The organism is Asinibacterium sp. OR53 (assembly GCF_000515315.1).
Taxonomy (GTDB): domain Bacteria; phylum Bacteroidota; class Bacteroidia; order Chitinophagales; family Chitinophagaceae; genus Sediminibacterium.
Genome location: NZ_KI911562.1, coordinates 3,307,046 through 3,333,100 on the forward strand (window position 1 = coordinate 3,307,046; position 26,055 = coordinate 3,333,100).

Genomic DNA, 26,055 nt, shown 5'->3' on the forward strand with positions numbered 1-26,055 from the left:
TCTTATTTTAGAGAGATGATTCCTTACTGGCTCAACTGGCGCACCATACTGGTCTTTATAGCCGTACTCATTGTAAGCGGCACCATCTTTTATTCGAATTACCTGGCCGGGAAGATCGCCTGGGAAGAAAGAAAAAATGTGGAAGCCTGGGTGGAAGCGCAGCGTACCATTCTCAATGCATCGCCCGGCGTCAACCTCAACCTGGCCACAAAAATCTCTACAGAGAATAACCGGATACCCATCATTGAGACCAATGAAAAAGACCAGATTACCGGTAATTACCTGAACCTCGATTCCCAACTGGTAAAATCAAACCCACATTATTTAGCAGAAAAACTGCAACAATTCAAGCGCTATAACAGGTCACCTATTGTATTGATCATCCACGAGCATCCATACACCGCCAATAAATATTATTACGGCGAAAGCAGCCTGCTCAAAGAAGTAAAATTATACCCCATCGTGCAGTTGATCATCATTGCACTCTTCATAGCTATTGCCATCATTGCCACCAGGAGTTATTACCAGAGCGCCCAAAACAAACTCTGGGCTGCTATGGCCAGAGAAACGGCACACCAGTTGGGCACACCCGTTTCCAGTTTGCAAGGCTGGTTGGAGATACTCAAAGAGCAGGAAGCCAATGCTTCCATTGTTCCCGAGATCAGCAAAGATGTGAACAGGCTCTTGCTGATCACCGACCGTTTTGGAAAGATCGGAAGCCTGCCCAAGCTGGAGAGAAGCAATCCTACAGAACAGATACAGCACATGTTGGAATACATGAAGAAAAGAACGGGGGGGCATGTTCAATTCGAATTCAACGGCGCCGCACTGGCGCATGCCAATCCATTGCTGAGTCCGCCCCTGTTCGACTGGGTATTGGAAAACCTGATCAAAAATGCGCTGGACGCTATCGAAGGAAATGGCAAGATCAGTATCCGTTCGCAGGTAAACGACCGGAAAGAAATGATCCTGGATATAACGGATACCGGTAAAGGCATTCCCAAAAACAACCTGAACAAAGTATTCAAGCCAGGTTTCACTACTAAAAAAAGAGGTTGGGGACTGGGACTCCCATTATGCAAAAGGATCATTGAAGAATACCACAAAGGCAGGCTCTTTGTAAAATCGAGCGAGCCGGGTAAGGGCACTACTTTCAGGATCGTTTTGCCCGCTTAATCTTCTCTTTTCACCGATCCGCCGCTGTTTACGTTGATATCGCGTATCAATCCAGTTCCTTTATAGCGGATCTGCCCGCCGCTGCTGGCCCTGGCTGTAATCTCTTTGGCAATGGTTACCTGCACATGAGCGCCACTGCTTACATTGGCTTTGCAGTTGGTTACACTCAAATCATACCCCCTGAAATGGCCACCACTGTTGCCTTCCACATCTAACTCGTTCACTTTACCTGCCAGGCTGATATGTCCGCCACTGTTTACACGGGCCGACAAAGTAGAAAGATCAACACTTTTGCTGGTAATGGATCCGCCACTGGATGCCAGCACTCCGTCTAACCGGGTATAAGAAACATAAACTGTTATCTTCCAGTGCTGCTTAAATCTTTCCCAGAACTTCCAGTTGTCTTCGCGGCTGATCTTCAGTACACCATCCACCACTTCCGTTTTTACCTTCGACAGCATTTCTTTATCGCTGGCAGTAAGGGCTATTTCCTCTTTGCTGCCTTTGGTGAGTACTACGGCTATGCCAGCTGATGTTTCAACGGCATGGAACGCTTTGATGGCTCTTTTTTCAGCATGCTCTCCGTATACCATGTCCTGGGCGCGAAGTCCTCCCAGTGAGGCAAAAAACAAGGACACAACAATCCATATCTTTTTCATAAGCTCTTTTTTTCATGGAACGGGAGAGCTGAAAATATGTTACAGACGGACCGGTTTTATTTAAGCACGATGGCACCCAAAGGAGGCAAGTTCAGCGTCAACTTATAGCAGGCACTGGGTTTGTCAACCAGCTCGGTCTTTATCTCAGGGTTATACACATCACCCGTTCCCCAGAAAGCCAGTTCGTTGCTATTGAATATTTCTTTCCAGGATTTTTTATCGTGTACGTATACTTCCCAATTGTGCCGCACGATGGGAGTCACATTCAGTAATACCAGCACATCGTCTTCGGGTTGCTTTCCTTTGCGTTTATACACCATCACCGATTCGCTGCGATGCTGGAGATCGACCCATTCAAAACCACCGGGCTCGAACTGTTTCTCGTAGAGTGCCGGTTCTGAACGATACAATTCATTCAGTTTTTGTACGCAATATTTCATACCACCGTGACTCACAAATTGTAGCAGGTCCCACTGCAGTTCTGTTTTATGATTCCATTCGCTGGTAGCGGCAAACTCGTTTCCCATGAACAACAGTTTGGCGCCGGGATGTGTATACATATAAGTATAAAGTAACCGCAGGTTGGCAAACTTCTGCCATTCATCGCCCGGCATCTTATATATCATCGGGCTTTTACCATGCACTACTTCATCGTGACTCAACGGCAACATGAAATGTTCATCATAGAAATACATCATACTGAACGAAAACTTATCCTGGTGGAACTGCCTGAACACCGGGTCCATCTTGAAATAGTCGAGCGTGTCGTGCATCCATCCCATCATCCATTTCATACCAAAGCCAAGGCCACCCTCATAAGTAGGCCGGCTGATCTTGGGCCAGTCTGTGGCTTCTTCTGCAATGGTTTGCACATCTGGAAAATCGCGATAGAGTGTTTCATTCAGGTCTTTGATGAAAGCGATGGCTTCCAGGTTACCATTTCCACCGAATTCATTGGGTTCCCACTGTCCTTCATTCCTGCTGTATTCGAGCCGCAGCATAGAGCTTACCGCATCTACGCGCAATCCATCCACATGGAAACGATCGCACCAGAATCGTGCACTGCTGATGAGAAAAGATTTCACTTCTCCCCTTTTGTAATTGAATACATAGGAGTTCCAGTCGGGATGGTATCCCTTGCGCATGTCGGCATACTCATAAGTATGTGTTCCATCGAACATGAATAGCCCATGCGCATCGTAAGGAAAATGAGAAGGCACCCAATCCAGTATCACACCAACACCGGCCTGGTGAAAGGCATCTACCAGCGCGGCAAAATCCTGCGGCGATCCGAAGCGAGAGGTGGGCGCAAAATATCCCGTGCCCTGGTAGCCCCAACTGCCATCGTACGGATATTCCATTACGGGCATGAGCTCGATATGGGTAAAGCCCATTTCCTGTACATAAGGTACCAGTCTTTCTATCAACTGTTGATAACTGTTATAAGAATCTTCATTGTATTTATCGGGCCGCATCCAACTGCCCAGGTGTACTTCGTATACAGAGAAAGGCGCTGTTAATGCATTGTTCTTCTTACGGTCTTTCATCCATTGGGTGTCTAACCATTCGTAGTGGGTTTGCCAGGTGATGGATGCTGTATAGGGACGCAGTTCGGCAAAATGTGCGAAGGGGTCTGCCTTATCCAGCCGAACGCCTTTGAATCCGTGTATATGATACTTATAAGCCTCTCCTTGTTTCAGATGGGGAATGAATCCTTCCCAGATACCGGAATGGTCGAGGCGTACTTTCAAAGGATGTGATTCCTTATTCCACTGATTGAAATACCCCGTAACACTCACATAGGTAGCGTTGGGCGCCCATACGGCAAAATAAGTACCGGGGATATCTAATACCGTCAATTGCTTGTTGCCAAACAATTCATAGAGCCGGTAATGAGTGCCCTGTTGGAAATTACGGATGTCTTCATCGGTGAACAATGAATAATTCCACACAGGCTGTGCAGTCTCCACAAAATGGATGTCTTCGTATTTTTTTTTCATGTGCTTTCCAACTTTAGGGCAATTAGGCTTTCTTATCAATTGCATTCATCAACTCATTTGACCGTATATCAAGCCTTTGTTAAATTATGAAATTTTTTAACATTAATTAACAACTATTTTTTTAGTTTTATAACATATTTATGGATTTTGCACTGCGTCGCATCTCACTTTACAATCTGCTATGAAAAATATGAAAAAACTAACGCTTTTACTTTTATTACTTTTTACTTGTTTTTTTTCTGTTTCCTATGCACAACAATCTGTAGTGAAAGGAAGGATTGCCGATACGGTGTCCAGGCAAAACCTGGAACACGCCGTGGTGAGTTTGCTGCATTCGAATGACTCTACCCTGGTGGGCTTTGCCAGGGCAGATAGTAAGGGGCATTTTGAATTGAAGGGCATGCCTGCCGGGCATTATGTAGTGATGGTCACTTACCCTGGGTATGTGGAAATGATCGACACCTTATCATTGAATGGGCAAACCCCTTATGATTTCGGGTTGATACCGCTCAATACCAAAGCTCATCTGTTGCAGGAAGTGATCGTTCGGCAAACCGTGGCTCCTATACGCATCAAAGGAGATACCACCATTTACATGGCCGATAGTTTCAAGATGCGGCCCGATGCTACAGTGGAAGACCTGTTGAAAATATTGCCGGGTATTTCGGTGAACAGCAAGGGAGAGATCACTGCACAAGGGCAAAAAGTGCAAAAAGTATATGTGGATGGAGATGAATTCTTTGGCGATGACCCCACTATGGCCACACAGAACCTGAATAAAAAAGATGTGGCGCAGGTGCAGGTATTTGATAAGAAAAGCGACCAGGCCACGCTCACCGGCATCGACGATGGGCAGAAACAGAAAGCCATCAATTTGGTGATGAAGGAAGATGCCAAGAAAGGATACTTTGGTAAAGCGGAAGCCGGTAGTGATTTCAAGCAATATTACCAGGCAAAGCTTACAGCCAATCGTTTCACCAGCACCAAAAAAATGGGAGCTTACCTGACTGCCGACAGAACAGGGAACAATAATATGAGTTGGGAAGAAATGCAAGATTATGGGAATTTGAGTGTAGGTGTAGATGGAGGTATGATGTCTTTTAATTTTGAGACCGACGAGTTTAATACCTGGAATGCCAAAGGAATTCCTGAGGGACAGCAATTGGCATTCATGTATAATGATAAATTCGGAAAGCTCAAAAGCAGCACCGCTAGTAACTATGGGTATAATCACCAGTTCCTGTCAGGAGACAGTTACACCCGCTCTACTTATATTTTGCCCGATTCTGTGTATTACAACAACCAGGATGAACACATGAAGGGTAGTCGCTTGCGGCATCGTATCAGTACCAAAGAAGATTTGAATCTTGATTCAGCTACTACCCTATCTATTACCGCAAGGGGAAGCTGGGGCAGAAATGACCAGAATGCCACCCGTACCAGTGAATACCTGAACAGCAAGCAGGCCCTTATCAATAACAGTTTTCGCAATCACTACTCATCCGGAGACAATAGTAATCTCAGGGCTGATATGTTTCTCAAACGCAAATTGAACAAAGCCGGCACACGTTCGGTGACTTTCAGTGCAGGTATAGGAGAAAATACCATCAATTCCGACGGCTATTTGTACAATAAGACCCAGTATTATACAAATGGGAGCATAGATTCCACACAACTTATTGATCAGCGAAAACTCAATGCTAGCACAGTGATCAATACCCAGGCAACGATCAGCTATCTGGAACCTCTGACTAAAAGGACTTCAATTAATTTAAACTATACATTTAACAGCAGTAACAGCGAGCAGAATTCCCGTTCGTTTGAAAGAGGAAGCGGTAAATACGACTCCCTTAACCAACTCTACAGCAATCATTTCAGGTACGACAATTTCGCCCATCGCGGTGGTTTCACTTGGAATTATATTTATAAAAAGATCAACCTAAGGGCCGGATTAGCTATTCAGGATCTTTCTCTTAAGCAAACCAACATATATAAAGATTCTTCCTTTGCCAGAAGTTTCATCAATTATTTTCCATCTGCTAATTTTAGCTGGCGGATCACTCAAACAAGCAATCTTTTCCTTAATTATAATGGTAATACACAGCAACCTACCCTCTCTCAACTACAACCCATTCTGAATAATATTGACCCATTAAACATCACTGTTGGAAACCCTGGCCTCAAGCCCGCATTCAATCATAACTTCGACATAAGATATTCCAACTTCAAAGTTATTTCAAAACGCAGTGTGTATCTCTATAGCTACTTTAATATTAATCAAAATGCTTTTAGCAATAGAAGTATTATTGACAAACAAGGTAGAAGAATCAACCAGACAGTCAATGTAGATGGCAATTATAATTATGGTGTCTGGATGAATTTCAGTAAAGAAATTAAACTAATGAAGCTGTCCATCGGATTATCGCCAGGTATCAACGGCGGCCAATATAAAAACTTCGTTAACGGTATTGACAATACTACTAAAAACTTCAGCGTCTCGCCATCCATAAGCATTAGCCGCTATGTAGATAAAAAATTTGAGTTTTACATTACTTATGGGCCTGCCTATAATCATTCCGCTTCATCAATCAATAAGACTGCTGTTACTGAATATTGGACACAGAATATCCGCATGAATTTCGGCTATTTCATGATCAAAAACTGGTTGTTCAATACTAATGCTGAAGCCAGTTACAAACAAAAATTAAACCCTTCCGATAACACGAATAACTGGGTTATCTGGAACGCGTCTGTTGAAAATAAGATCATACCCAAAAAGGACATTTCAGTTATTCTTTCAGTAAATGACATTCTTAACCAACGTATAGGGTTTAACAGAAGTATTACCAGTAACTTCATTTCAGAAAATACGTATACGACTGTGCAACGTTATGCAATGTTGTCACTAAGATGGAAATTCAATAAGAATAAAAAAACTTCTGACAACTAATTACCAGTATATGAAAAAGACATTGTTATTGGCCCTAATATTCGTTACAAGCATCGCTTATACTCATGCCCAAACGCAGTTTATTCAGTCAGGAAAAATAGAATTTGAAAAGAAATTGAATCTCCAGAAAGAGATTGAAATTGCTTATCCCTGGTTTGAAAATATGAAAGACAAATTCCCAAAATTTGTAACCAGTTATTCCAACCTTTCTTTCAGAGATGGAAAGACGCTTTATGAAAAAGGAAAAGACTCAGACACTAAAGTTCCCTTTTGGTTCGATGATAAGAATACTGAAGACGTCATTTATAGCGATCTGGAGCATGGCACTTTTGTTAAAAAGCAAACTGTATTTGATTCAAAATTCCTCCTCTCCGATTCTATCCGGAAGATAAACTGGCGCATCTTCAATGAAACCCGCGATATTGCTGGCTTTGAATGCCGCAAAGCAGCAGGTATTATCATGGATTCCGTGTATGTGATCGCTTTTTATACCGACCAAATACCCGTCAGCGGCGGACCACTTTGTTTCACCAACCTGCCTGGCATGATCCTGGGTATTGCCATCCCAAGACTGAATATTACCATTATGGCCACCAAATTAGAATTGGAAACACCCAAGACTGATAAACTGGTGCCACCTCCACCAGGCAGGTTGAAAAAAACAGATTACAAAAACTTCCTGAGCACTTTGCAAAAAGCAATGGGTGACTGGGGTAAAGGCGGGCAACGCAACCTGGTTAATTTCATGCTATAGTTCGGTATCTTTGCGGTATGACGAAGCTGAGTGTAAACATCAACAAATTCGCCACTTTGCGCAACAGCCGCGGTGGCAATAACCCCGATGTATTAAGGGCTGCCATCAATGCCCAGCAATTTGGCGCCGATGGAGTGACCGTGCATCCACGGCCCGATGAGCGTCATATCCGTTACCAGGATGTGCGTGATATCCGGGAGATCATCACCACCGAATTCAATATCGAGGGCAACCCCACCGAACAGAAATTTATTGACCTGGTACTCGAAACCAAACCGCACCAGGTAACGCTGGTTCCCGATGCGCTGGGACAACTCACCAGCGATCACGGATGGGACACCATCAAACACAAAGATTACCTCATCGATATCATTGGTGTTTTCAAGAAGGCCGGCATTCGTGTTTCCATTTTTGTAGACCCGGTAATAGAAATGGTAGAAGGCGCCGCACTCACCGGCACCGATCGCGTAGAACTGTATACAGAAGGCTATGCCAGCGCTTTTGCTTCAGGCAATTCCCTCGAGGCAGTTACACCTTATGTACATGCAGCCAACCGCGCCAAAGAGCTGAAACTGGGCCTTAATGCAGGGCACGACCTCGACCTGACCAATTTAAAATACTTCAAACAGCATATCCCTTTTCTTGACGAAGTAAGCATCGGCCATGCGCTTGTTTGCGATGCCATTTACCTGGGATTCGAGAATACGGTGCAATTGTACAAACGGCAACTGGCCTGACAATCGTTTGCGCAAAAACAATTGTTGTTGCATTGTAAATCACTGTCAAAAAATGGTTATTATTGTTTGCACCATTGCAAACAATAATCATGACCAATCGCATCAAATCATTTATCATAGCAAGCCTGTTAGCAGGTCTGGCCTTCCAAACAAACCTGCTTCACGCACAACATATCCAGCCGGTTTTACCTGTTCCCACAGAAAAACAATTGAAATGGCAGGAAAAAGAATTTTACCTGTTCATGCATTTCGGTCCGAATACTTTTACCGATAAAGAATGGGGAGATGGCAAAGAAGATCCCAATGTTTTCAACCCCACCGATCTTGACTGTGTGCAATGGGCAAGGATCGCCAAAAAGGCCGGCGCCAAAGGCATCATCATCACCGCCAAACACCACGATGGTTTTTGTTTATGGCCCAGTAAATTCAGCACACATACCGTTCGGGAAAGTAAATGGCGCAATGGCAAGGGCGATGTGATAAAGGAGCTGGCTGCTGCCTGTAAGAAGGAAGGTATTGAAATGGGCGTTTACATTTCTCCCTGGGATCGCAACCATCCTGCTTATGGTACGGCTGCATACAACGATGTTTATCTTTCTACCATGAAAGAATTGCTCACCGGCTATGGCAAATATTTTGAACTCTGGTGGGATGGCGCCAATGGTGAAGGCCCCAATGGCAAAAAACAAGTGTACGATTTCAAAAGATTCCAGGATTCTGTTTTTAAATGGCAACCGCAGTTGATCGTATTCAGCGATATCGGCCCCAGTGTTCGCTGGATCGGTAATGAAAGAGGCATCATTGGCAATACCAACTGGAACCTGCTGGACACGGCTGGTTTTAAAAGAGGCCACGGCGCTCCGCCCAATGATACGCTGAACCAGGGAAACAGGAACGGTAAAAACTGGATACCCGCCGAAGCCGATGTCTCTATCAGGCCGGGATGGTTTTACCGTGCTTCAGAAGATAGCAAAGTAAAATCTCCTCAAACGCTTTTCAATATCTACCTCAAATCCGTAGGTAATGGCGGCAACCTGTTGCTCAACGTACCGCCCGATACACGCGGAAAGATCGCCGACGCCGACTCTGCGTCGCTCATGGGATTCCTTCAATTACGCAAGCAGGCCTTTCAACACGATCTGCTCGAAGGCGCTTCCATCAGCACCAATGCAGGTGATGAAAAGCAATTGAAATACCTCACCGATCACAACATCCAAACTTACTGGATATCCCACCGGGCCAACGATGCACAATTGGAATTCAGGCTTCCCAATAAAACATTGGTGAACACATTGGTATTGGAAGAAATGATCCGGTACGGTCAACGGGTAGCTGCTTTTACCATTGAGTTGTATCAAAACGGGCAGTACGAAAAAGTGTTTACCGGCACCACCATCGGCCGTAAAAAAATTGCCTCATTCGAAGGAAAAGAAACCGACCGTATAAGGGTAACAGTCCAGGAAGCAAAAGCGGCTCCCATATTACGGAGTGTTGCTGCTTATGCCATTAGCCGGTAACCGATCATCGATCGTCTTTTTTCCTGCTTTTTCTTGTATCGTTTTCATTGCCGCGGCCCTGCCCGTTACCCGATGGTGCGGGTTGCGGCATTCTGTTATACCTTCTCTCCTGCTGCGGAGACTGTGCTGGCGCATATCTCCTGTTATCCTGCTGCTGGCGAGCAGCCGGGGGTACCGGATAATATCTTCTTCCCTGTTCCCTGGACTGGGGATCGTATATTCTTCTGTCCTGCTGAGGAACCGGGTCTACTCTTCTCTCCTGGCGAGGCGCTTGTTGTGGTATGGAGTTATATTTTCTATTATCCTGTTGTTGCTGCGGCGGCGTTTGCTGCGTTACCGGGTTATACTTTCTCTCCTGTTGTGGCGGTGTTGATACAGGATTGTTTTGCTGTGGCTGAACCGGTGTTACCTGTTTATTCTGTACAGGTTGATTGGTTACCGGCTGCTGCTTAGTAATACCTTCCCTGATCACCGGCCTGTAAATGGCCAGGCGCCTGTCGTTCAGTTGCTCTCCCGGTTTTCCGGTTGTTTGCACAACAATCGGATTGATACGTTGCCCTGTTGCTTTCTCTACTTCACGCACTTCCGGTCCGCGGTTATACACCGCTCTTCCTGATACCTGCCTGTTATCCCCAGCTGAATAATAATTATTGTTATTGATGATGGTTACATTTTTGGTCAGGTTGTTTACTACAGTAGTATTGTTGTGAACGATGTAATTATTTACATTAACCTGGTTAATATGTTGAGACGGAACGAAATTCCAGTAGGCAGAAACAGATACCCCACCATGCGGCACCATCGGCGACCATCCATAATAACCATTGTAGCTGCCCCAGGTTACCCAGGCAGGCGCCCATTCACTGCCCGGAACCCATATCCATCCATAAGGACCATCATAAAGCCAACGTCCGTAGTGGAAGGGGGCCCATCCCCAACTATAGCCCGAAGCCCACACCCATCCGTCTGCACTATATACCCAGTGGCCATTGGTAGCATAGGGACTGAATCCTATTTCCACGCTTGGTGCCCATACACGTCCGTAGCCGGGGTAATCGAACCAGCGGCCATATGGACTGAGGGCGTCGTAAAATGTACCATAACCAACCGAGGCCGAAACATGGTAATCAACATCGGTAGATTGAATAGACGGTCCGCAAGAACTAAGTGCCGCCATTCCAAAAATCATTGCCAGGGTCATCGTTTTCATAACATACGATTTAAAATTTGCTACTTGCTCTTATTTACTGACAATGGCCAGTGGGAAAGGTTTATTATGCAATTGTTAAGCAATCCCCAAAGCCCGTGCCAGCACACATAAACTGGCATGCCAATTGTCTTATGATGTTAACTTTCCCGTTAATTTATGCTGTAAAACAGGGCTTATGAATCATTTCAACACAATCAGATCCTGCATCCGCAACAGCAATGATGCACAGTTAAAGAAAGAGCTGGAGCACATGAAATTTGGGGAGGTCTTATCCATACTGAACAAACTGCAAGACCAGGACCAGGCAAAAGTATTTGATGCATTGAATGAATATACTGCTATCAAAGCCTTCAAAGTACTCAGCTTCAAAACCAGGCAGGACCTGATTCGCGGCATGCACCACGAAAAAGCGGCGCGACTGCTCAATGCGATTCCCGACGACGACCGTACCGCTTTCCTGGAGGAACTTCCCAGCCGCACTGTGAATGAACTGATCAAACTGTTGAGTCCGGCCGAAAGAAGCATCACCCTGCAATTGCTGGGTTACAAAGAAGGAACCGTAGGCAGGCTCATGACGCCGCATTATGTAGCGGTGAAAAAAGACTGGACGGTACAGCAGGTATTTGATTTCATCAAATTACACGGTCAGAATTCCGAAACTGTAAATGTGATCTATGTGGTAGATGACAACGGTGTGCTGATTGATGATATCCGGATACGTGAATTTTTATTTGTCGAACCAAGCAAAAAAGTGAGCGAGGTGATGGATAATAAATTCCTGAACCTGGTAGTGACCGACCGGCAAAAAGATGTCATTGAAATATTCCAGAAGAATAACCGGTTTGCATTGCCCGTAACCGATGAAAAGGGCGTACTCATTGGCATTGTAACGATCGACGACGTATTGCGTTTGGCAGAAACCGAGAATACAAGGGAAATACAGAAGATAGGCGGTTCTGAAGCACTCGACGAGCCTTATACACAGATATCTTTTGTAAATCTCATCAAAAAAAGAGCGGGATGGCTGATCATCCTGTTCCTGGGAGAAATGTTAACCGCTACTGCAATGGGGCATTTCGAAGGAGAGATCAGCAGGGCTGTTGTATTATCACTCTTCATTCCCCTGATCATTTCCAGCGGTGGCAATTCCGGTTCACAGGCATCATCCATCATCATCAGGGCCATGGCGCTCGGTGAAGTGAAGTTCAGCAGTTGGTGGTATGTGATGCGGAAAGAGATCGTATCCGGATTAACACTGGGTATCATCTTAGGCATTGTGGGTTTCCTCCGCATCTTTTTGTGGCAGAGTTTCCATTTTTATAACTATGGACAGCATTGGCTGCTGATCGCCACCACCGTTGCCTTTGCCTTGCTGGGTGTGGTTTTATGGGGCACCCTTGCCGGCTCTATGCTGCCACTGGCACTGAAAAGAGTAGGCGCCGATCCTGCCGCATCATCGGCGCCCTTTGTGGCTACTTTGGTAGATGTAACCGGACTGATCATTTATTTCAGCGTAGCATTTCTTATCATGCATGGCACATTGCTGTAGAATGCATACCATAAAATCGAGTATCTTGCAATTGTTATCAACAGCAATATGACAACACCTTCTCCCCTTGTAGGCATCATCATGGGCAGCGACAGCGACCTGCACATTATGCAGGCCGCCGCCGATGTACTCAAACGATTTGATATTCCTTTTGAATTAACAGTCGTTTCCGCTCATCGCACGCCGCTGCGTATGGTGGAATATGCTACTGTTGCCAGGGAGCGGGGCCTGCGCGTGATCATTGCCGGTGCAGGAGGTGCCGCACACTTACCGGGGATGGTAGCAGCGCTCACCAGTTTACCGGTGATCGGCGTTCCCATCAAATCTTCCAACTCTATCGACGGATGGGATTCCGTGCTTTCCATATTACAAATGCCCAATGGTGTTCCGGTTGCTACCGTAGCATTAAATGCTGCCAAGAACGCCGGTATCCTGGCTGCACAGATCATTGGCAGCACCAACCGCGATGTGGCTACCGCGTTGGATACTTATAAAGCTGAAATGAACGATGAAGTATCGGGCAAAGTAAAGAAACTTAAAGGCGACTGGAATAACAAGTTTGACGTGTAATCTAAAATTTAAAAGATATGCGTCTTTTTTCCCCACGTAATAATCAATTATTATACTTCGGGCACCTTATCGGTTTATGTTGTTTCATTTGTACCATTGCTACAGCCCAGGATCAAAAGCCGCTTCCTGCAGATAGTTTTCCCAGGGTACATCTTTTACAGGAAGTAGTAGTAACCGCGTCGCGCATATCGGAAAAAATATTAACGGCGCCAGTGAGTGTCTCCAAACTTTCAAATGCACAGGTGCAGCAATCACCGGCTGTTTCTTTTTACGATGCGATCGGCAACATGAAAGGGGTGCAACTCATCATTCCCAGTATGGGATTTAAAGTGTTGAACACAAGAGGGTTTTCCAATACCACCAATGTGCGTTTTGTGCAATTGGTAGACAATATAGATAACCAGTCGCCACATATCGGTGCGCCCATTGCCAATGTATTGTGCCCCGGCGAGCTGGACATTGATCATATAGAGATCATCCAGGGCGTAGCATCCGCGCTTTATGGGATGAATGCTACTAACGGACTACTCAATATCAACACCAAAGATCCGTTCACTGCACCGGGACTGAGCTTTCAACAACAGACAGGAATGAATCATATCGGCGACCCCAATCATATACCGGCTCAACTGTTCAACGAATCGCAGATACGATGGGCAAAATCATGGGCAGGCAAATGGGCTTTCAAACTCAATGCAGGGTGGATGCAGGGTTATGACTGGATTGCCGACAACCGGAACGATCTTAATCCGAATGCTAACCAGACTACTCGCCTGCTGGGCAATGACAACCCTGCTTATGACCCTGTCAATGGTTATGGCAACGAATCGCCCAACCAGAAAACACTGGCCCTTGGCGGCAAGAACTATGTAGTGGCCAGAACTGGTTATTTTGAAAAAGAGGTGACGGATTATCACCTGCGCAACTGGAAGGGCGATGCATCGTTGTACTACAAACCGAACGATCATACCCTGTTCACCTATACTTACCGGGGCGCTTTATTGAATAATGTATACCAACGATCCAACCGGTTCAGGCTGGAAGACTATTCACTGCAACAACACATCCTTCAGATGCAGAGCAACCTGGTACAAGCCAGGGCCTATATCAACACAGAGAACACGGGGCATTCTTATAACCTGCGCTCGATGGCAGAAAACATGGATGCCGACTTTAAAAACAATACACAATGGTTCAGCGATTATACGAATGCTTATAACTCAGCGATAGCTGCCGGCAATGATGTGGCCACCGCACATCATTTGGCGCGCGGACAGGCCGACCTGGGAAGACCACAGCCCGGCACTTCTTTTTTCAATGAACAACTCGGTAAACTGCAGACCATCAATAATTGGGACTCTGGCGCTGCACTGCAGGTAAGGGCCAACCTCTTGCATACAGAAGCTACCCTCGACCTGGGAAAATGGATGCATACACATTACCAACTGCAATTAGGCGGCGATTTCCGTGATTATATCATTGTACCCGATGGTAATTATTTCATCAATCCTACAAATCCCGGCCACTCATTGAACTATACCAGTTATGACTTTTTTGTACACGTTGCACAAAATTTCCTGCATAACAAACTACAGTTAAGTGCTGCGCTGCGAGCCAGTCAGTATGAATATTTTAATTTGAAATGGAATCCCCGTTTAACGGCGGTATATGCTTTATCTCCTTCTGATTTTATCCGCTTCTCTTACCAGGATGGATATCGCTTTCCCAGCATATTCGAAGGGTTTTCCAATATCAACAGCGGGGGCGTAAAACGCGTTGGTGGATTGAAAGTGATGTCGAACGGCATCTTTGAAAATACCTGGCTGAAGAGTTCCATCGATGCGTTCCGTACGGCAGTGAACAAAGACGTGAACACAGAGGGACTTACTACAGCCGCGGCTATTGAAAAAAACAAGGGGTTGCTTCAACGCAATACGTATACTTATATGAAGCCTGAGCAAATGCATTCTTTCGAGGTCGGCTACCGGGGTATGCTGGCCGATAACAGGTTGCAGATCGATGCAGATGCTTACTATAATCTTTATTCCAATTTCATTGCGCAGATCGAGGGCAGTATCCCGCACACGCAGGACACTGCACAAATACCCACAGACCTGTATGATAAAAACAAACAGGATCGCTACCGACTCTGGACCAATTCTAAAACCCAGGTACACAATTATGGTGTAGCTGCAGACCTGCGTTACCTGCTCAGTAACCGCTACGCATTGCAAGCCAATGCGAGTTACCAGGCATTGAAAAGAACCCAGCAGAACGACGGGCTGGAAGATGGCTTCAACACACCTCAATGGATGGTGAATGCAGGCATCAATGGTACGCATGTGTACAAGAACCTGGGATTTAGTATCACAGGTAAATACCAATCGACCTATTACTGGCAATCATTTTTGATAAACGGAGACGTACCTGCAATATTCAACATGGATTGCATGGTTCGCTATTTTTTCCCGAAACCTTCGCTCGACGTTAAAATAGGAGCCAGTAATGTGCTGAACCATTACTATTATTCTATCCTGGTCGGACCACTGGTGGGCGGATTTTATTATCTCACCCTTACTTATTCGGTCAATTAACTGCGTGCATCATTTCAACTGATATACTCGTACATAGTCTACATACATACTGGCAGGTATACGGGTATCATCTATCTGGCTACCGGGCCAATTGCCTCCTACCGCCAGGTTGAAGATGATAAAGAAGGGATTGAAAAAAGCGCCGGTACTGTTGATATTGCTGTTGAGATTAACAGTGTGGTACAGTGTACCATCGATATGCCATGTAATGGAATACGCATCCCATTCCACATCATACACATGATAAGTGGCAGGTGAAGAAAGCATTTTATCCCCGGAAGATACATGCTGCCCATTATCATAAGCATGCGCCGTACCATAAATAAGACTGTCGGCATTGATGTGTTCCATGATATCTATCTCACCGCATTTGGGCCAACCTACTGAACTAATGTTGGTGCCCAGCAGCCAAAAAGCAGGCCAGAGTCCCTGTCCTACCGGCATTTTGATACGGGCTTCGATCCTGCCGTAAGTAAAACTTTGTTTTCCTTGCGTCTTCAACCGGGATGAAGTGTATGGGTTATTACCTACTGTTTCTTTTTTAGCAGTGATCACCAGGTTGCCATCAACTACGGTTGCATTTGCTTTCTGATAGTATTCCAGTTCATTGTTTCCCCAACCATTACCCCCAATATCAAATACCCAGTTGGTACTATCCAGACTGGTGCCATTGAACTCATCGGCCCAAACCAACTGATAAGTCTTAGTGCTGCCACCCGTGCCTGGATTGGGATTGGAAGTAGCATTGGAAGCAGGCTGCCCTTTAGAGCATCCACTGAGCAGGAACAATATTGCACAGCCTGCTGTGCGTAACAGGTGCGGCCGGTCAAAAAAACGAATTTGTATTTTCATAGCGTGGTCAACAAAATTGCCAATCAAGTTACAATAAAATGATCATATGGCCGATGACCTGTTTTAGGAAAGCTTTTTCGTTTTATCTTAGGGTAAGATCATACTCCATTTTATCTAAAGTAATCAAGAGCCATGAGAAAAATAATATCATTCCTGCTGACCAGTTCTTTCGGCGTAATCCAATTGTTTGCACAAACCGATCGTCCGCTGCCATCTTCGCCCAGGGTAACCATTGCCAATGGTGTGCTGGAGGGCATAGAGGCATCCGGTGTGTATATTTTTAAAGGTATTCCTTATGCCGCACCTCCGGTGGGAGCTTTCCGCTGGAGGGAGCCACAGCCGGTGAGGCAATGGGAAGGCGTGCGCAAAGCAGACCAGTTCGGACCCAGGGCCATGCAGCGCGGGTTGTTTGGCGATATGGTGTTTCGTTCCAATGGAATGAGTGAGGACTGCCTTTACCTCAATGTATGGACGCCGGCTAAAACGGCCGGCAAAGCGCATTTGCCGGTATTAGTGTATTTTTTTGGCGGTGGTTTCATGGGTGGCGATGGCTCCGAGCCTCGTTACGATGGAGAGAGCATGGCCCGCAACGGGATCGTAACTGTTACCGTCAACTACCGGCTCAATGTGTTTGGTTTCTTTGCCCACCCTGACCTAACCAAAGAATCGCCGCACCATGCTTCGGGTAATTATGGATTGTTAGATCAAAGCGCCGCCTTGCAGTGGGTACAGCATAATATTGCTGCTTTTGGCGGCGATCCGCATAGGGTAACCATTGCCGGTGAATCTGCAGGCTCCATTTCAGTGAGCGCACAGATGGCATCGCCATTATCCAAACAGTTGATCGCAGGAGCCATTGGTGAAAGTGGTTCATTGCTGGGCACGCTATCGCCGATATCGCTGGCTGATGCAGAACAAAGCGGACTGAAATTTGCGAGCATGGCGGGCGCGGGTTCGTTGGCAGCATTGCGCAACCTGCCGGCGGACAAGCTGCTGGAAGCGGCAGCCGGCCATGAGTGGGAATTATTCCGTATAACGATAGACGGATATTTTTTCCCAAAATCACCTCTCAAAATATACAGCGCCGGCGAACAGGCAAAGGTTCCGCTGCTGGCCGGATGGAATTCAGAAGAAATGAATTACCGCGCACTGATGGGCAAAGACACCCTTACAAAAGAGAACTTCGCCAAAGCAGTACAAAAATTATACGGCGACCAGGCAACAGCCATATTGAATGTTTATCAGGCAAACACGCCTGAGGAACTGACACAGGCAGCTACCGACCTGGCAGGCGACCGCTTCATCGGATTCAGTACCTGGAAATGGACCGATCTGCACAGCACTTCCTCCCAACCGGTATACCGTTATCTTTATGCACGGCCCAGGCCCGGAGCCAAAGGAGGCGCTGTACATTCTGCCGAAATCGAATATGCCATGGGAAACCTGCCCACCAATAAAGTATTCGCCTGGCAACCGGAAGATTACAAAGTGTCTGCCATCCTGCAAAGTTATTTTGTGCACTTTATCAAATCAGGAAATCCCAACGGAGAAGAGGTACCTGCCTGGCCTGCTGTACAGAAAGGAGTACCGGCTGCAGTCATGCATATTGACGTACATACAGCCGCTCAAACAGAAATGCATCGCAATCGCTATCTTTTGCTCAGTCAGTTGATGCATTAAACAAAGAAGCGAAATAATTGCTGCATGGTTATTCGTATGCAACGATCGTAAAGTTGTTCGGAAATCCCTCCGAAACTTCATAGATCATCTGTAACCATTGGGGGCCGTAAGTTGCATACCAGGTGGCAAAATTTTGCACACGTTCCTGCAAACTGTTGTTGGGAAACAGATCCTGTTTGAGTTTGGCAATCTGTTTTTGCTGCGCCTCGAATTTGGTCTTCTCTGCGCGCAGCATTTTCTTTTCCAGTTCTTTCAGGCGCTTTACCGCTTTTACTTCCAGCGATTCCACATGTTGCTTCAATGTTGCATCAATGGCACCTGTCAGTTGCTTGAGTTTTTCGTAATAGGCCGCTGCTTCTTTCAACTCGTCTGTAAGACAAAGCTTCACATTCGATTCACGCATCACCAGCTCATACACCAGGTTCTGTTCTGTATTGAAAAGTGCGGCAGGGTCAAAGCCAAGCTTTTGCAGTTTCTGCTCCTGCTCGCGCTGCATCAGCAAAAAGGAATTACGCAGTACCAATACAGGATAAGGAACCTTTATGGCTTCAAAAACGTCTTTCAATTCCAACCAATAAGCCAACTCTCCGCCTCCGCCAATGAATGCAATGTTGGGCAATATGGTTTCCTGGAAAGCGCCGCGCAGGATCACATTGGGACTGAAACGTTCCGGATGTGCGTCCAGTTCAGCAAGGATAGCCTCTTTGCTGAATTGCAATCCAAGCGCCTTTACTTCATATCCATCCCCACTCCGTTCTATCCGTTCACGCTTATCATCCAGCAGGTAAAATAAGTTGATCTCTCTTCCACCGGCCTGCACTTTATAGTGCTTACCCAACGAAGCAATGGTTGCTGCTACTTTTTGATGGGAAAAACCTTCCAGCAATTCTTTTTCCACTGCTGAACGAAAAGCCGATTTCAGTTTGGCATGATCGGGTACCAGCACCACTACACCATAAGCGCCGAAGAGCTCGTTTACCAATTCCAGTGTTGCCTGTTGTATCGTCTTTCCTCCCGTATAACACCGTTTAAATAAAGCCACCAGTTCTTTTCCTTTGGATAACACGGCTATCTGCCCTTCGATGGCATGTAATACTTTCGTGAGCTCTTTGTCTACTTTCATCCTCCCTACGGCGCCTGTTTGCCGGGTATTCCAAACCAGCTTTTGTCCGCCCAGGTTGAGGTATCCCAACTCATCGAGATCCGCATCTTCACTGCCCATATAGTAAACAGGCACGAATTTGTATTGAGGCAGTTGTTGTGATAATTCATCTGCCAGCCGGACCGTATGCATGATCTTATAAATAAAATAAAGCGGACCGGTAAATATATTGGGTTGATGGGCTGTAGTAACAGTAAAAGTATTGTTTGATGCCAGTGATGCAATATGCTGCTGGAGTTTTTCCGTTACCGGTAACCCTTTGTATTGCGCTTGCAGGGTTTCTACCAGCAAAGCACGCGGTGTATCAAAAGCCTGCCGCTCATGTATGGCTTGCTGTATGCCTTCGAGATTGGCATTGTGTTTATAAAAAGGCTGCAGGGAGGCGGATTGGTTAAGATAATCCGAAACGATCTTCGTAAAATATCCGGTGCGCTCGTATGGTATACGGGTGGAGGTATGGTTCATATAAGCTGCTAAATTACAACTTACTGTAAACTGCCGTTTCCGCTCCTGTAATAGGCCATTTCGAAATCAGGAAAAACGGTCGGGGTTGAATGGCCGGATATCCATACTCGGTGCTTTTTCATCCACGACCTCACTCACCAATTTCCCCGTTCCTGCGCCCAAACTCAGTCCCAACATGGCATGCCCCGTAGCCAGTACCACATTTTTCCATTGCCTGGTGCGTCCCAGGTAGGGCAACCCATCGGCCGAGCAAGGCCGGTAGCCATACCATATTTTATCAGCAGCAGGCATTGGCACATTGAATTCAGGGTAAAACTTTTTCACTGCATCCAGAATACCCTGTACCCTTTTGAGGCGAGGAGGCGTTTGCGTGGAAGTAATTTCCATGGTTCCGCCCATGCGCAGCTTGTTGCCGTCCATCGGTGTCATTGCCACCCTTCCTTCCACCAATATGGCGGGATAGTTGAGCCGGTAAGGTGAATCTTCCAGGGTAACCGAATATCCCCTGCCGGGCACCAATGGTATATTCACATTCATTTTGGCAGCCAGCTCGCGGCTCCAGGAGCCGCCGGCTATCACAACCGTATCTGCATAGTATGCTCCATTTGTTGTAATCAGTTGCGTGATGTTTCCATTGGTATTTTCAAAACGAATCACTGCTTCATTGGTTTGTATGCGCACATCTTTTTGTTTCAGATCGGCTATCAGTTGCTGCATCAGTTTGTTTGGATAAAGATGGGCATCACAACGGAAGAAAACAGCGCCCAGCGCGTTGATCTTTGTCTGTGGTTCCATCGCCTGCAATGCATCGTAATCCAGCAAAGCTGTATCGGTCAACCCCAGTTCATGGGCTTTCTCTACTACATGTTTGGCATGTTCTGCGCCTGCAGGCGTTTGGAAAATTTCCAACAGCCCTTTGTGTTCATAGGCGAAGCTGAACTGCGGTAATGCCGCCCATTCTTCATACATTTTTTTACTCAGGATCGCAATATCCCTGAGCGGTATGGCTGAATCTTCTACGTGCTGCCGGGTAGCAGCTTTCATGAATTGCATACCCCAGTTGATCAAACTGCGGCTTAGCCTCGGCTGCACATAAAAAGGGCTTTTAGAATTCCACATCCATTTGAGCCCCTGTTTCACAATACCCGGTGTGGCAAGCGGCGTAAAATGACTGGGACAAACATATCCCGCATTGCCATAAGAGCAGTTACTGCTCATATCTGTTTTATCAATGACGGTTACTTCATGTCCGCCCGCCTGCAAATAATAAGCGCTGCTTAAACCAATGATGCCTCCTCCGATGATAACGATCCGCATTTGTTAATAAGTTATGATCTGATGTTAAATTACCTGAAACCCGTGGGCATAAGGATCATCGTTTGCGTCGATGCTGATCGTATTATACCCATATATCTTGGCCCATCCTTCGATGCCAGGAACAATTGCCGGTTTATTACCGATTGTTGTTACCCCTTCGATGGTACCTGTAAATGTAGAACCTATGATGCTTTCATGCACAAACCGGTCTCCTTCTTTTAGTTTTCCTTTAGCATACCATTGCGCCATGCGTGCCGAAGTGCCCGTACCGCAGGGCGAACGGTCGATGGCCTTATCTCCATAAAAAACGGCATTCCGTGCCGTTGAATGTTTGTCCAGCACTGCACCGGCCCATAAGATATGAGAGCATCCGTTGATGGTAATATCCTGCGGGTGAACAAATGAATATTTTTCATTGATGTTTTTTCTCAACGCGCGCGACCAGGCTACCAATTGGCTGGCTGTATAATGCTCCAGTCCCGGGAAATTAGGTTGCACATCTACAATCGCATAGAAATTACCGCCATAGGCTACATCTACTGTTAATGTGCCCAGGTCAGGACAATCGGCCTGCAGCCCTTCCGAATCGAGATAGGCTGGCACGTTTTTTAATTTAACCGATATTACTTTATTGCCTTCCTGCCGGTAAGAGATCAACACCAATCCCGCCGGCGCTTCCATGCGTACGATACCCGGCGTTTGGGGTTGAATCAATCCTTCTTCAATGGCAATGGTGATGGTGCCGATGGTACCGTGTCCGCACATAGGCAGGCAACCACTCGTTTCAATGAACAATACCGCCACATCGTTTTGCGGGTCGTGCGGTGGATACAATATGCTGCCACTCATCATATCATGCCCACGCGGCTCAAACATCAATCCCTTGCGTATCCAATCGTATTCACGGAGAAAATACTGCCGCTTTTCGCTCATATTCTTTCCTTCCAGCACGGGACCTCCCTGGGCTACTACCCTTACAGGATTACCGCAGGTATGTGCGTCGATGCAATGGAACAACTGTCCACCCAAACCCGATGCATCCTGCCTTTTAAAAGCAACCGGACCTGTCTTCATGTATGGATTCTTTTATTGAACAATGATGTTTAAATTTGTCATGTCCTGATTGTTATATGGAAACCTACGGAAAAATATTGTCGATTGCCATGCCCGCTTTCCTGGCACTCGTACTTTTTGAAAAATGGTACGGCTGGTACAAAGGAAAGGATACGGTTCGCAATATGGATATGATATCGAGCCTGAGTTCCGGTATTACCAATGTTACCAAAGATGTGCTGGGACTGAGCATTGCACTCATCAGTTATCAGTGGATGGTATCGCATCTTGCATTCACACATGTCAGTTCATCCCTGCTTACCTATATCATTGCTTTCGTGGCACTTGATTTTGCCGGATACTGGGGCCATCGCATTGCACATGAATACAATTTTTTCTGGAACAGTCATATCATACACCATAGCAGCGAAGAGTTCAACCTGGCCTGCGCTTTAAGGCAAAGCATTTCCATCTTTGTGAAGCTGTTTACCATTTTCCTGTTACCGGCTGCGTTGTTGGGCGTGCCTGCCCAGGTGGTAGCAGTTGTTGCGCCGTTGCATTTGTTTGCGCAGTTCTGGTATCACACACAACATATTGGCCGGATGGGGTGGCTGGAATATATTATCGTTACGCCTTCCCATCACCGGGTACACCATGCCATCAACAAAGAATATATCGATAAGAATTACGGACAGATTTTTATCTTCTGGGATCAATTGTTCGGTACTTACCAGGAAGAGTTGAAAAATGTGCAGCCGGTATACGGCATCACCAGGCCTGCTGCTACCTGGAATCCCATCAAGATCAATTTCATGCATCTCTGGTTACTGATCAAAGATGCGTGGCATGCAAAACAATGGAAAGACAAACTTCGAATCTGGTTCATGCCCACCGGCTGGCGTCCGGCAGATGTAGCAGAGCGATACCCTGTGTATAAAATCGAAGACGTGTATCATTTCTCCAAATACAGTGCGTCTGATGATTCCATGTTACTGGGCGCCTGGTCATGGGTGCAACTGTCCATCCTGTTATTGTTTATCAGTTACCTCTTTGGCAATATCGCGCAGATTGGCAGTCCGGCTATGTTTCTTTATGGAGGTTTTGTATTCCTCTACGTATATGCTTTCACCGAACTGATGGACCGTGCTACTTACGCATGGGTGTGGGAATTGTTGAAAGACGGACTGGGTATCGGCATTATCCTGTACACTGGCGACTGGTTTGGCACCAGGCATTATTTTGCGTATGCACCTCAGGTACTCATTGGTTATTTCCTCCTTTCCATGTTGGTGTGCCTGTATTTTGTATCCCGTAACAGACAGCAAGGCACTGCGGTTTCCTTATAACAATATCAAAGAGCAAATCGTATTTATTCTTTTCCCATTACCCCATTGCGCATCCTCCAGATGTTCAAAGGATTGCTTTCCTGCAGGGCTTCAGGCAAAAGTGCCGGGGGGCAATGCTGGTAGCATACAGGCCGCACCCATCGTTTCACGGCATTGATGCCAACAGCTGTAAAACGGCTGTCGGTAGTAGCCGGGAATGGGCCGCCATGTACCATACTCGGGCACACTTCCACACCGGTAGGCACTCCATTGAACACGATCCTGCCGGCAATAGAAGTGGCCGTATCGAGTAATACGGGGTGATTGGTAAAATCTTTATCGGTACCCATTAAACTGGTAGTCAGCTGACCGGTCAGTGAGACCCACACTTTCAACAATTCATCCATATCCTTGCATCGTACCAGCAAAGAATAGGGGCCGAACACTTCTTCATGCAACAGAGGGTTGGCGAGGAAAGTAGTACCGTCTACCATGGCAACAGTGGGCAATGCTTCCATCTCCTGCGGAGCGGCGGCCGCCTGCTGTAACACTGCTACGTGTTGCTCGTGTAAAGCCGCTTCCATTTTTTCATAATACGCTTTATGAATGCCTGTATGCAGCATTTTAGCGGGAGCTACTGTTTCAATGGCTGCACGAAGGGTATCGATGAACGCAGGTAAGGCATCTGTTTCAATGGCCAGCATCAATCCGGGATTGGTGCAGAATTGTCCCATTCCCAATGTAATGGATGCCGCATATTGTTTCGCCAGCACTGCACCGTTTTGTGCAATGGCATCCGGCAGGAATACAACAGGATTGGTGCTGCCCATTTCTGAAAAAACAGGAATGGGTTTTTCCCGTGCGATGGCATAATCATACAATGCCCTCCCACCCTTATAAGAACCGGTGAAGCCAACGGCTGCAGTAGCCGGATGCTCCACGAGGTTTTTTCCTGCTTCGAATGAAGTATCGGTTACGTGCTGAAAAACATGTTTGGGCATGCCGCAGCTTGTGATGGCTTGCTGAATGGCTTCATTGACCATTTCAGAAGTGTGCAGGTGCGCCGGGTGTGCTTTGACTACAACGGGACAACCGGCGGCCAACGCGCTGGCGGTATCACCTCCCGCGGTGGAATAAGCGAAAGGAAAATTGCTGGCGCCGAATACCACAACAGGACCCAATGGCAATAACATTTTACGGATATCGGATACTGCTGTATCTATCGACGCTTCTACCCAGCTTCCTTCGCGCAGCATGGCCGCGAACATGCGCAACTGCATGGTGGTTCTGCCCCGCTCGCCTGTTAACCTGGGCAAAGGCAGATTGGTTTCTGCTGCGGCCTGGTTCAATAAACGGTCGCCCAGCGCCTCTATATTAGAAGCAATGGTTTCAAGGAACCGGGCTTTATCTGTATCGGGTATTTTTTTATAGGCCGCAAATGCTTGTGCTGCCTGCTGCATGACCTGGTTGATAGCGGCATTCATTTGATTACAATTTTATTTGCAAATAATCCGGCAGTACAGGGCGGGATGCGATACCATCGTTGATGATCTTTAAAATCCTCTCACGCTCTGCTCCTGCCAAAATAAGACGTGGCGCACGTACATACTCTGCACCAACGCCCGCCTGCGCTGCTGCTAATTTAATGTATTGTACCAGTTTTGGGTGAATATCCAGTTCCAGCAAAGGCATGAACCAACGATAGATAGCAGTGGCTTCTGCGATACGGCCTGCTTTGACCAGGCGATAAATGGCTACGGTCTCGGCGGGAAAAGCGCATACCAATCCGGCTACCCATCCATCGGCTCCCAATGCCATCTCTTCCAGCGCAATGGTATCTACACCGCACAATATGCTGTAACGATTACCAAAACGGTTGCGCAGCCTGGTTACATTCGAAACATCGCGGGTAGATTCTTTGATTGCGTTGATATTGCTGCTGGCAGCCAGTTCACCAAACATATCGAGCGTTACTTCCACCCGGTAGTCTACCGGGTTATTATAGATCATAATAGGGAGGTCTGTGGCTGCCGCTATGGTCTGAAAATAATGCACGGTCTCCCTGTCGTCACTTTTGTATCGCATGGGAGGTAATAACATCAATCCATCGGCCCCCCATGATTTGGCATAGGCCGATTGCAGTAGAGCTTCCCTGGTGCTGCCTTCTGCAATATTGAGTATCACCGGCACCTTACCCTTCACTTTGTCAACCGTAAACTTTACCAGTCTTTCTTTTTCATCGGTGGTCAATACACTGGCTTCACCCAATGTGCCGCCCAGTACCAGGCCGTCTACCCCGGCATCCAGTTGTGTCTGCAGGCTCTTTTCGAATAATGGCAGGTCCAGTCCGTCATTTGCGGTGAACTGTGTAGTGATGGCGGGAAAAACGCCTTTCCATGCAAACTGCATACGTATAAAATTTGAATCAAAGGTAGTTCGCACCGGGTAGCGCTTATTGATCGCAATTCATCAATACTGATACTAT

Annotated in this window: 19 protein-coding genes; 10 read left to right on the forward strand and 9 right to left on the reverse strand. The window is 46.5% G+C overall.

Going from position 1 to position 26,055, the window contains the following annotated elements:
• Positions 1-15 precede the first annotated feature (15 nt).
• Complete coding sequence (locus tag SEDOR53_RS0114725) at positions 16-1,176, forward strand: PAS domain-containing sensor histidine kinase (protein WP_026770412.1); 1,161 nt, start codon at positions 16-18, stop codon at positions 1,174-1,176.
• On the opposite strand, the gene SEDOR53_RS0114730 is transcribed toward SEDOR53_RS0114725, so the two are convergent.
• Both SEDOR53_RS0114730 and glgB read right to left on the reverse strand, forming a co-directional pair.
• Entirely contained in the window at positions 1,173-1,835 is a 663-nt protein-coding gene (locus tag SEDOR53_RS0114730; protein ID WP_026770413.1) for a head GIN domain-containing protein, read from the reverse strand. The genes SEDOR53_RS0114725 and SEDOR53_RS0114730 overlap by 4 nt on opposite strands.
• 56 nt (positions 1,836-1,891) lie before the next feature.
• Complete coding sequence (gene glgB, locus SEDOR53_RS0114735; protein WP_026770414.1) at positions 1,892-3,835, reverse strand: 1,4-alpha-glucan branching protein GlgB; 1,944 nt, start codon at positions 3,833-3,835, stop codon at positions 1,892-1,894.
• Between the two features lie 181 nt (positions 3,836-4,016).
• Here glgB and SEDOR53_RS0114740 point away from each other — a divergent pair, with 181 nt between their 5' ends.
• The 4 genes from SEDOR53_RS0114740 (at position 4,017) to SEDOR53_RS0114755 (ending at position 9,793) form a co-directional block, all read left to right on the forward strand.
• Positions 4,017-6,785, forward strand: coding sequence for an outer membrane beta-barrel protein (locus SEDOR53_RS0114740; RefSeq protein ID WP_026770415.1), 2,769 nt, complete (start codon positions 4,017-4,019; stop codon positions 6,783-6,785).
• Positions 6,786-6,795: 10 nt separating this feature from the next.
• Positions 6,796-7,539, forward strand: coding sequence for a GLPGLI family protein (locus tag SEDOR53_RS18160; RefSeq protein ID WP_051416668.1), 744 nt, complete (start codon positions 6,796-6,798; stop codon positions 7,537-7,539).
• A 17-nt stretch (positions 7,540-7,556) separates the two neighbouring features.
• Positions 7,557-8,276 carry a pyridoxine 5'-phosphate synthase gene (locus SEDOR53_RS0114750; RefSeq protein WP_026770416.1) on the forward strand — a complete coding sequence of 240 codons (720 nt, stop codon included), beginning with the start codon at positions 7,557-7,559 and terminating at the stop codon, positions 8,274-8,276.
• An 89-nt stretch (positions 8,277-8,365) separates the two neighbouring features.
• Positions 8,366-9,793, forward strand: a complete 1,428-nt coding sequence (locus SEDOR53_RS0114755; RefSeq protein ID WP_037361415.1) for an alpha-L-fucosidase — start codon at positions 8,366-8,368, stop codon at positions 9,791-9,793.
• Between the two features lie 4 nt (positions 9,794-9,797).
• Here SEDOR53_RS0114755 and SEDOR53_RS18650 read toward each other — a convergent pair whose 3' ends face one another.
• Complete coding sequence (locus tag SEDOR53_RS18650) at positions 9,798-11,003, reverse strand: DUF6600 domain-containing protein (protein WP_051416669.1); 1,206 nt, start codon at positions 11,001-11,003, stop codon at positions 9,798-9,800.
• A gap of 175 nt (positions 11,004-11,178) precedes the next feature.
• Here SEDOR53_RS18650 and mgtE point away from each other — a divergent pair, with 175 nt between their 5' ends.
• Genes mgtE through SEDOR53_RS0114775 form a run of 3 tightly spaced genes read left to right on the forward strand, consistent with a single transcriptional unit; the run spans position 11,179 to position 15,716 of the window.
• A complete protein-coding gene (mgtE, locus tag SEDOR53_RS0114765; RefSeq protein ID WP_037361418.1) occupies positions 11,179-12,552 on the forward strand; it encodes a magnesium transporter in 1,374 nt (457 codons plus the stop codon).
• 48 nt (positions 12,553-12,600) lie between these two features.
• On the forward strand, positions 12,601-13,122 hold the full coding sequence (purE, locus tag SEDOR53_RS0114770; RefSeq protein ID WP_026770419.1) for a 5-(carboxyamino)imidazole ribonucleotide mutase: 522 nt from the start codon (positions 12,601-12,603) through the stop codon (positions 13,120-13,122).
• A gap of 17 nt (positions 13,123-13,139) precedes the next feature.
• Complete coding sequence (locus SEDOR53_RS0114775) at positions 13,140-15,716, forward strand: TonB-dependent receptor (RefSeq protein ID WP_051416670.1); 2,577 nt, start codon at positions 13,140-13,142, stop codon at positions 15,714-15,716.
• 9 nt (positions 15,717-15,725) lie between these two features.
• Here the strand turns inward: SEDOR53_RS0114775 and SEDOR53_RS18170 are convergent, their stop codons facing one another.
• On the reverse strand, positions 15,726-16,568 hold the full coding sequence (locus SEDOR53_RS18170; RefSeq protein ID WP_198018967.1) for a family 16 glycosylhydrolase: 843 nt from the start codon (positions 16,566-16,568) through the stop codon (positions 15,726-15,728).
• Between the two features lie 132 nt (positions 16,569-16,700).
• Between SEDOR53_RS18170 and SEDOR53_RS0114785 the strand changes: the two genes are divergently transcribed.
• Positions 16,701-18,248 carry a carboxylesterase/lipase family protein gene (locus SEDOR53_RS0114785; RefSeq protein WP_026770421.1) on the forward strand — a complete coding sequence of 516 codons (1,548 nt, stop codon included), beginning with the start codon at positions 16,701-16,703 and terminating at the stop codon, positions 18,246-18,248.
• A 28-nt stretch (positions 18,249-18,276) separates the two neighbouring features.
• Here SEDOR53_RS0114785 and bshC read toward each other — a convergent pair whose 3' ends face one another.
• From bshC to SEDOR53_RS0114800, 3 genes are all read right to left on the reverse strand, one after another.
• Positions 18,277-19,875: a bacillithiol biosynthesis cysteine-adding enzyme BshC gene (bshC, locus tag SEDOR53_RS0114790; protein WP_026770422.1), complete on the reverse strand. Its 1,599-nt coding sequence runs from the start codon at positions 19,873-19,875 to the stop codon at positions 18,277-18,279.
• Between the two features lie 66 nt (positions 19,876-19,941).
• Positions 19,942-21,192, reverse strand: a complete 1,251-nt coding sequence (locus SEDOR53_RS0114795) for an FAD-binding oxidoreductase (RefSeq protein WP_026770423.1) — start codon at positions 21,190-21,192, stop codon at positions 19,942-19,944.
• A 24-nt stretch (positions 21,193-21,216) separates the two neighbouring features.
• A complete protein-coding gene (locus SEDOR53_RS0114800; protein WP_051416672.1) occupies positions 21,217-22,266 on the reverse strand; it encodes a 4-hydroxyproline epimerase in 1,050 nt (349 codons plus the stop codon).
• A 56-nt stretch (positions 22,267-22,322) separates the two neighbouring features.
• Between SEDOR53_RS0114800 and SEDOR53_RS0114805 the strand changes: the two genes are divergently transcribed.
• Positions 22,323-23,591, forward strand: a complete 1,269-nt coding sequence (locus tag SEDOR53_RS0114805; RefSeq protein WP_026770425.1) for a sterol desaturase family protein — start codon at positions 22,323-22,325, stop codon at positions 23,589-23,591.
• Positions 23,592-23,614: 23 nt separating this feature from the next.
• Here SEDOR53_RS0114805 and SEDOR53_RS18175 read toward each other — a convergent pair whose 3' ends face one another.
• Together SEDOR53_RS18175 and SEDOR53_RS0114815 are read right to left on the reverse strand one after the other, a co-directional pair.
• Complete coding sequence (locus SEDOR53_RS18175) at positions 23,615-25,054, reverse strand: aldehyde dehydrogenase (NADP(+)) (protein ID WP_037361420.1); 1,440 nt, start codon at positions 25,052-25,054, stop codon at positions 23,615-23,617.
• Positions 25,055-25,058: 4 nt separating this feature from the next.
• A complete protein-coding gene (locus SEDOR53_RS0114815) occupies positions 25,059-25,979 on the reverse strand; it encodes a dihydrodipicolinate synthase family protein (RefSeq protein ID WP_026770426.1) in 921 nt (306 codons plus the stop codon).
• Positions 25,980-26,055 lie beyond the last annotated feature (76 nt).

Excerpts from the sequence above, each read along its gene's own strand:
- SEDOR53_RS0114800 (WP_051416672.1), bottom strand. The coding sequence starts at position 22,266 with ATGAAGACAGGTCCGGTTGCTTTTAAAAGGCAGGATGCATCGGGTTTG.
- SEDOR53_RS18160 (WP_051416668.1), top strand. The coding sequence starts at position 6,796 with ATGAAAAAGACATTGTTATTGGCCCTAATATTCGTTACAAGCATCGCT.
- bshC (WP_026770422.1), bottom strand. The coding sequence starts at position 19,875 with ATGAACCATACCTCCACCCGTATACCATACGAGCGCACCGGATATTTT.
- purE (WP_026770419.1), top strand. The coding sequence starts at position 12,601 with ATGACAACACCTTCTCCCCTTGTAGGCATCATCATGGGCAGCGACAGC.
- SEDOR53_RS0114795 (WP_026770423.1), bottom strand. The coding sequence starts at position 21,192 with ATGCGGATCGTTATCATCGGAGGAGGCATCATTGGTTTAAGCAGCGCT.
- SEDOR53_RS0114775 (WP_051416670.1), top strand. The coding sequence starts at position 13,140 with ATGCGTCTTTTTTCCCCACGTAATAATCAATTATTATACTTCGGGCAC.
- SEDOR53_RS0114755 (WP_037361415.1), top strand. The coding sequence starts at position 8,366 with ATGACCAATCGCATCAAATCATTTATCATAGCAAGCCTGTTAGCAGGT.
- SEDOR53_RS0114750 (WP_026770416.1), top strand. The coding sequence starts at position 7,557 with ATGACGAAGCTGAGTGTAAACATCAACAAATTCGCCACTTTGCGCAAC.
- mgtE (WP_037361418.1), top strand. The coding sequence starts at position 11,179 with ATGAATCATTTCAACACAATCAGATCCTGCATCCGCAACAGCAATGAT.
- SEDOR53_RS0114815 (WP_026770426.1), bottom strand. The coding sequence starts at position 25,979 with ATGCAGTTTGCATGGAAAGGCGTTTTTCCCGCCATCACTACACAGTTC.
- SEDOR53_RS0114805 (WP_026770425.1), top strand. The coding sequence starts at position 22,323 with ATGGAAACCTACGGAAAAATATTGTCGATTGCCATGCCCGCTTTCCTG.
- SEDOR53_RS0114785 (WP_026770421.1), top strand. The coding sequence starts at position 16,701 with ATGAGAAAAATAATATCATTCCTGCTGACCAGTTCTTTCGGCGTAATC.
- SEDOR53_RS18175 (WP_037361420.1), bottom strand. The coding sequence starts at position 25,054 with ATGAATGCCGCTATCAACCAGGTCATGCAGCAGGCAGCACAAGCATTT.
- SEDOR53_RS18650 (WP_051416669.1), bottom strand. The coding sequence starts at position 11,003 with ATGAAAACGATGACCCTGGCAATGATTTTTGGAATGGCGGCACTTAGT.
- SEDOR53_RS0114725 (WP_026770412.1), top strand. The coding sequence starts at position 16 with ATGATTCCTTACTGGCTCAACTGGCGCACCATACTGGTCTTTATAGCC.
- glgB (WP_026770414.1), bottom strand. The coding sequence starts at position 3,835 with ATGAAAAAAAAATACGAAGACATCCATTTTGTGGAGACTGCACAGCCT.
- SEDOR53_RS0114730 (WP_026770413.1), bottom strand. The coding sequence starts at position 1,835 with ATGAAAAAGATATGGATTGTTGTGTCCTTGTTTTTTGCCTCACTGGGA.
- SEDOR53_RS18170 (WP_198018967.1), bottom strand. The coding sequence starts at position 16,568 with ATGAAAATACAAATTCGTTTTTTTGACCGGCCGCACCTGTTACGCACA.
- SEDOR53_RS0114740 (WP_026770415.1), top strand. The coding sequence starts at position 4,017 with ATGAAAAATATGAAAAAACTAACGCTTTTACTTTTATTACTTTTTACT.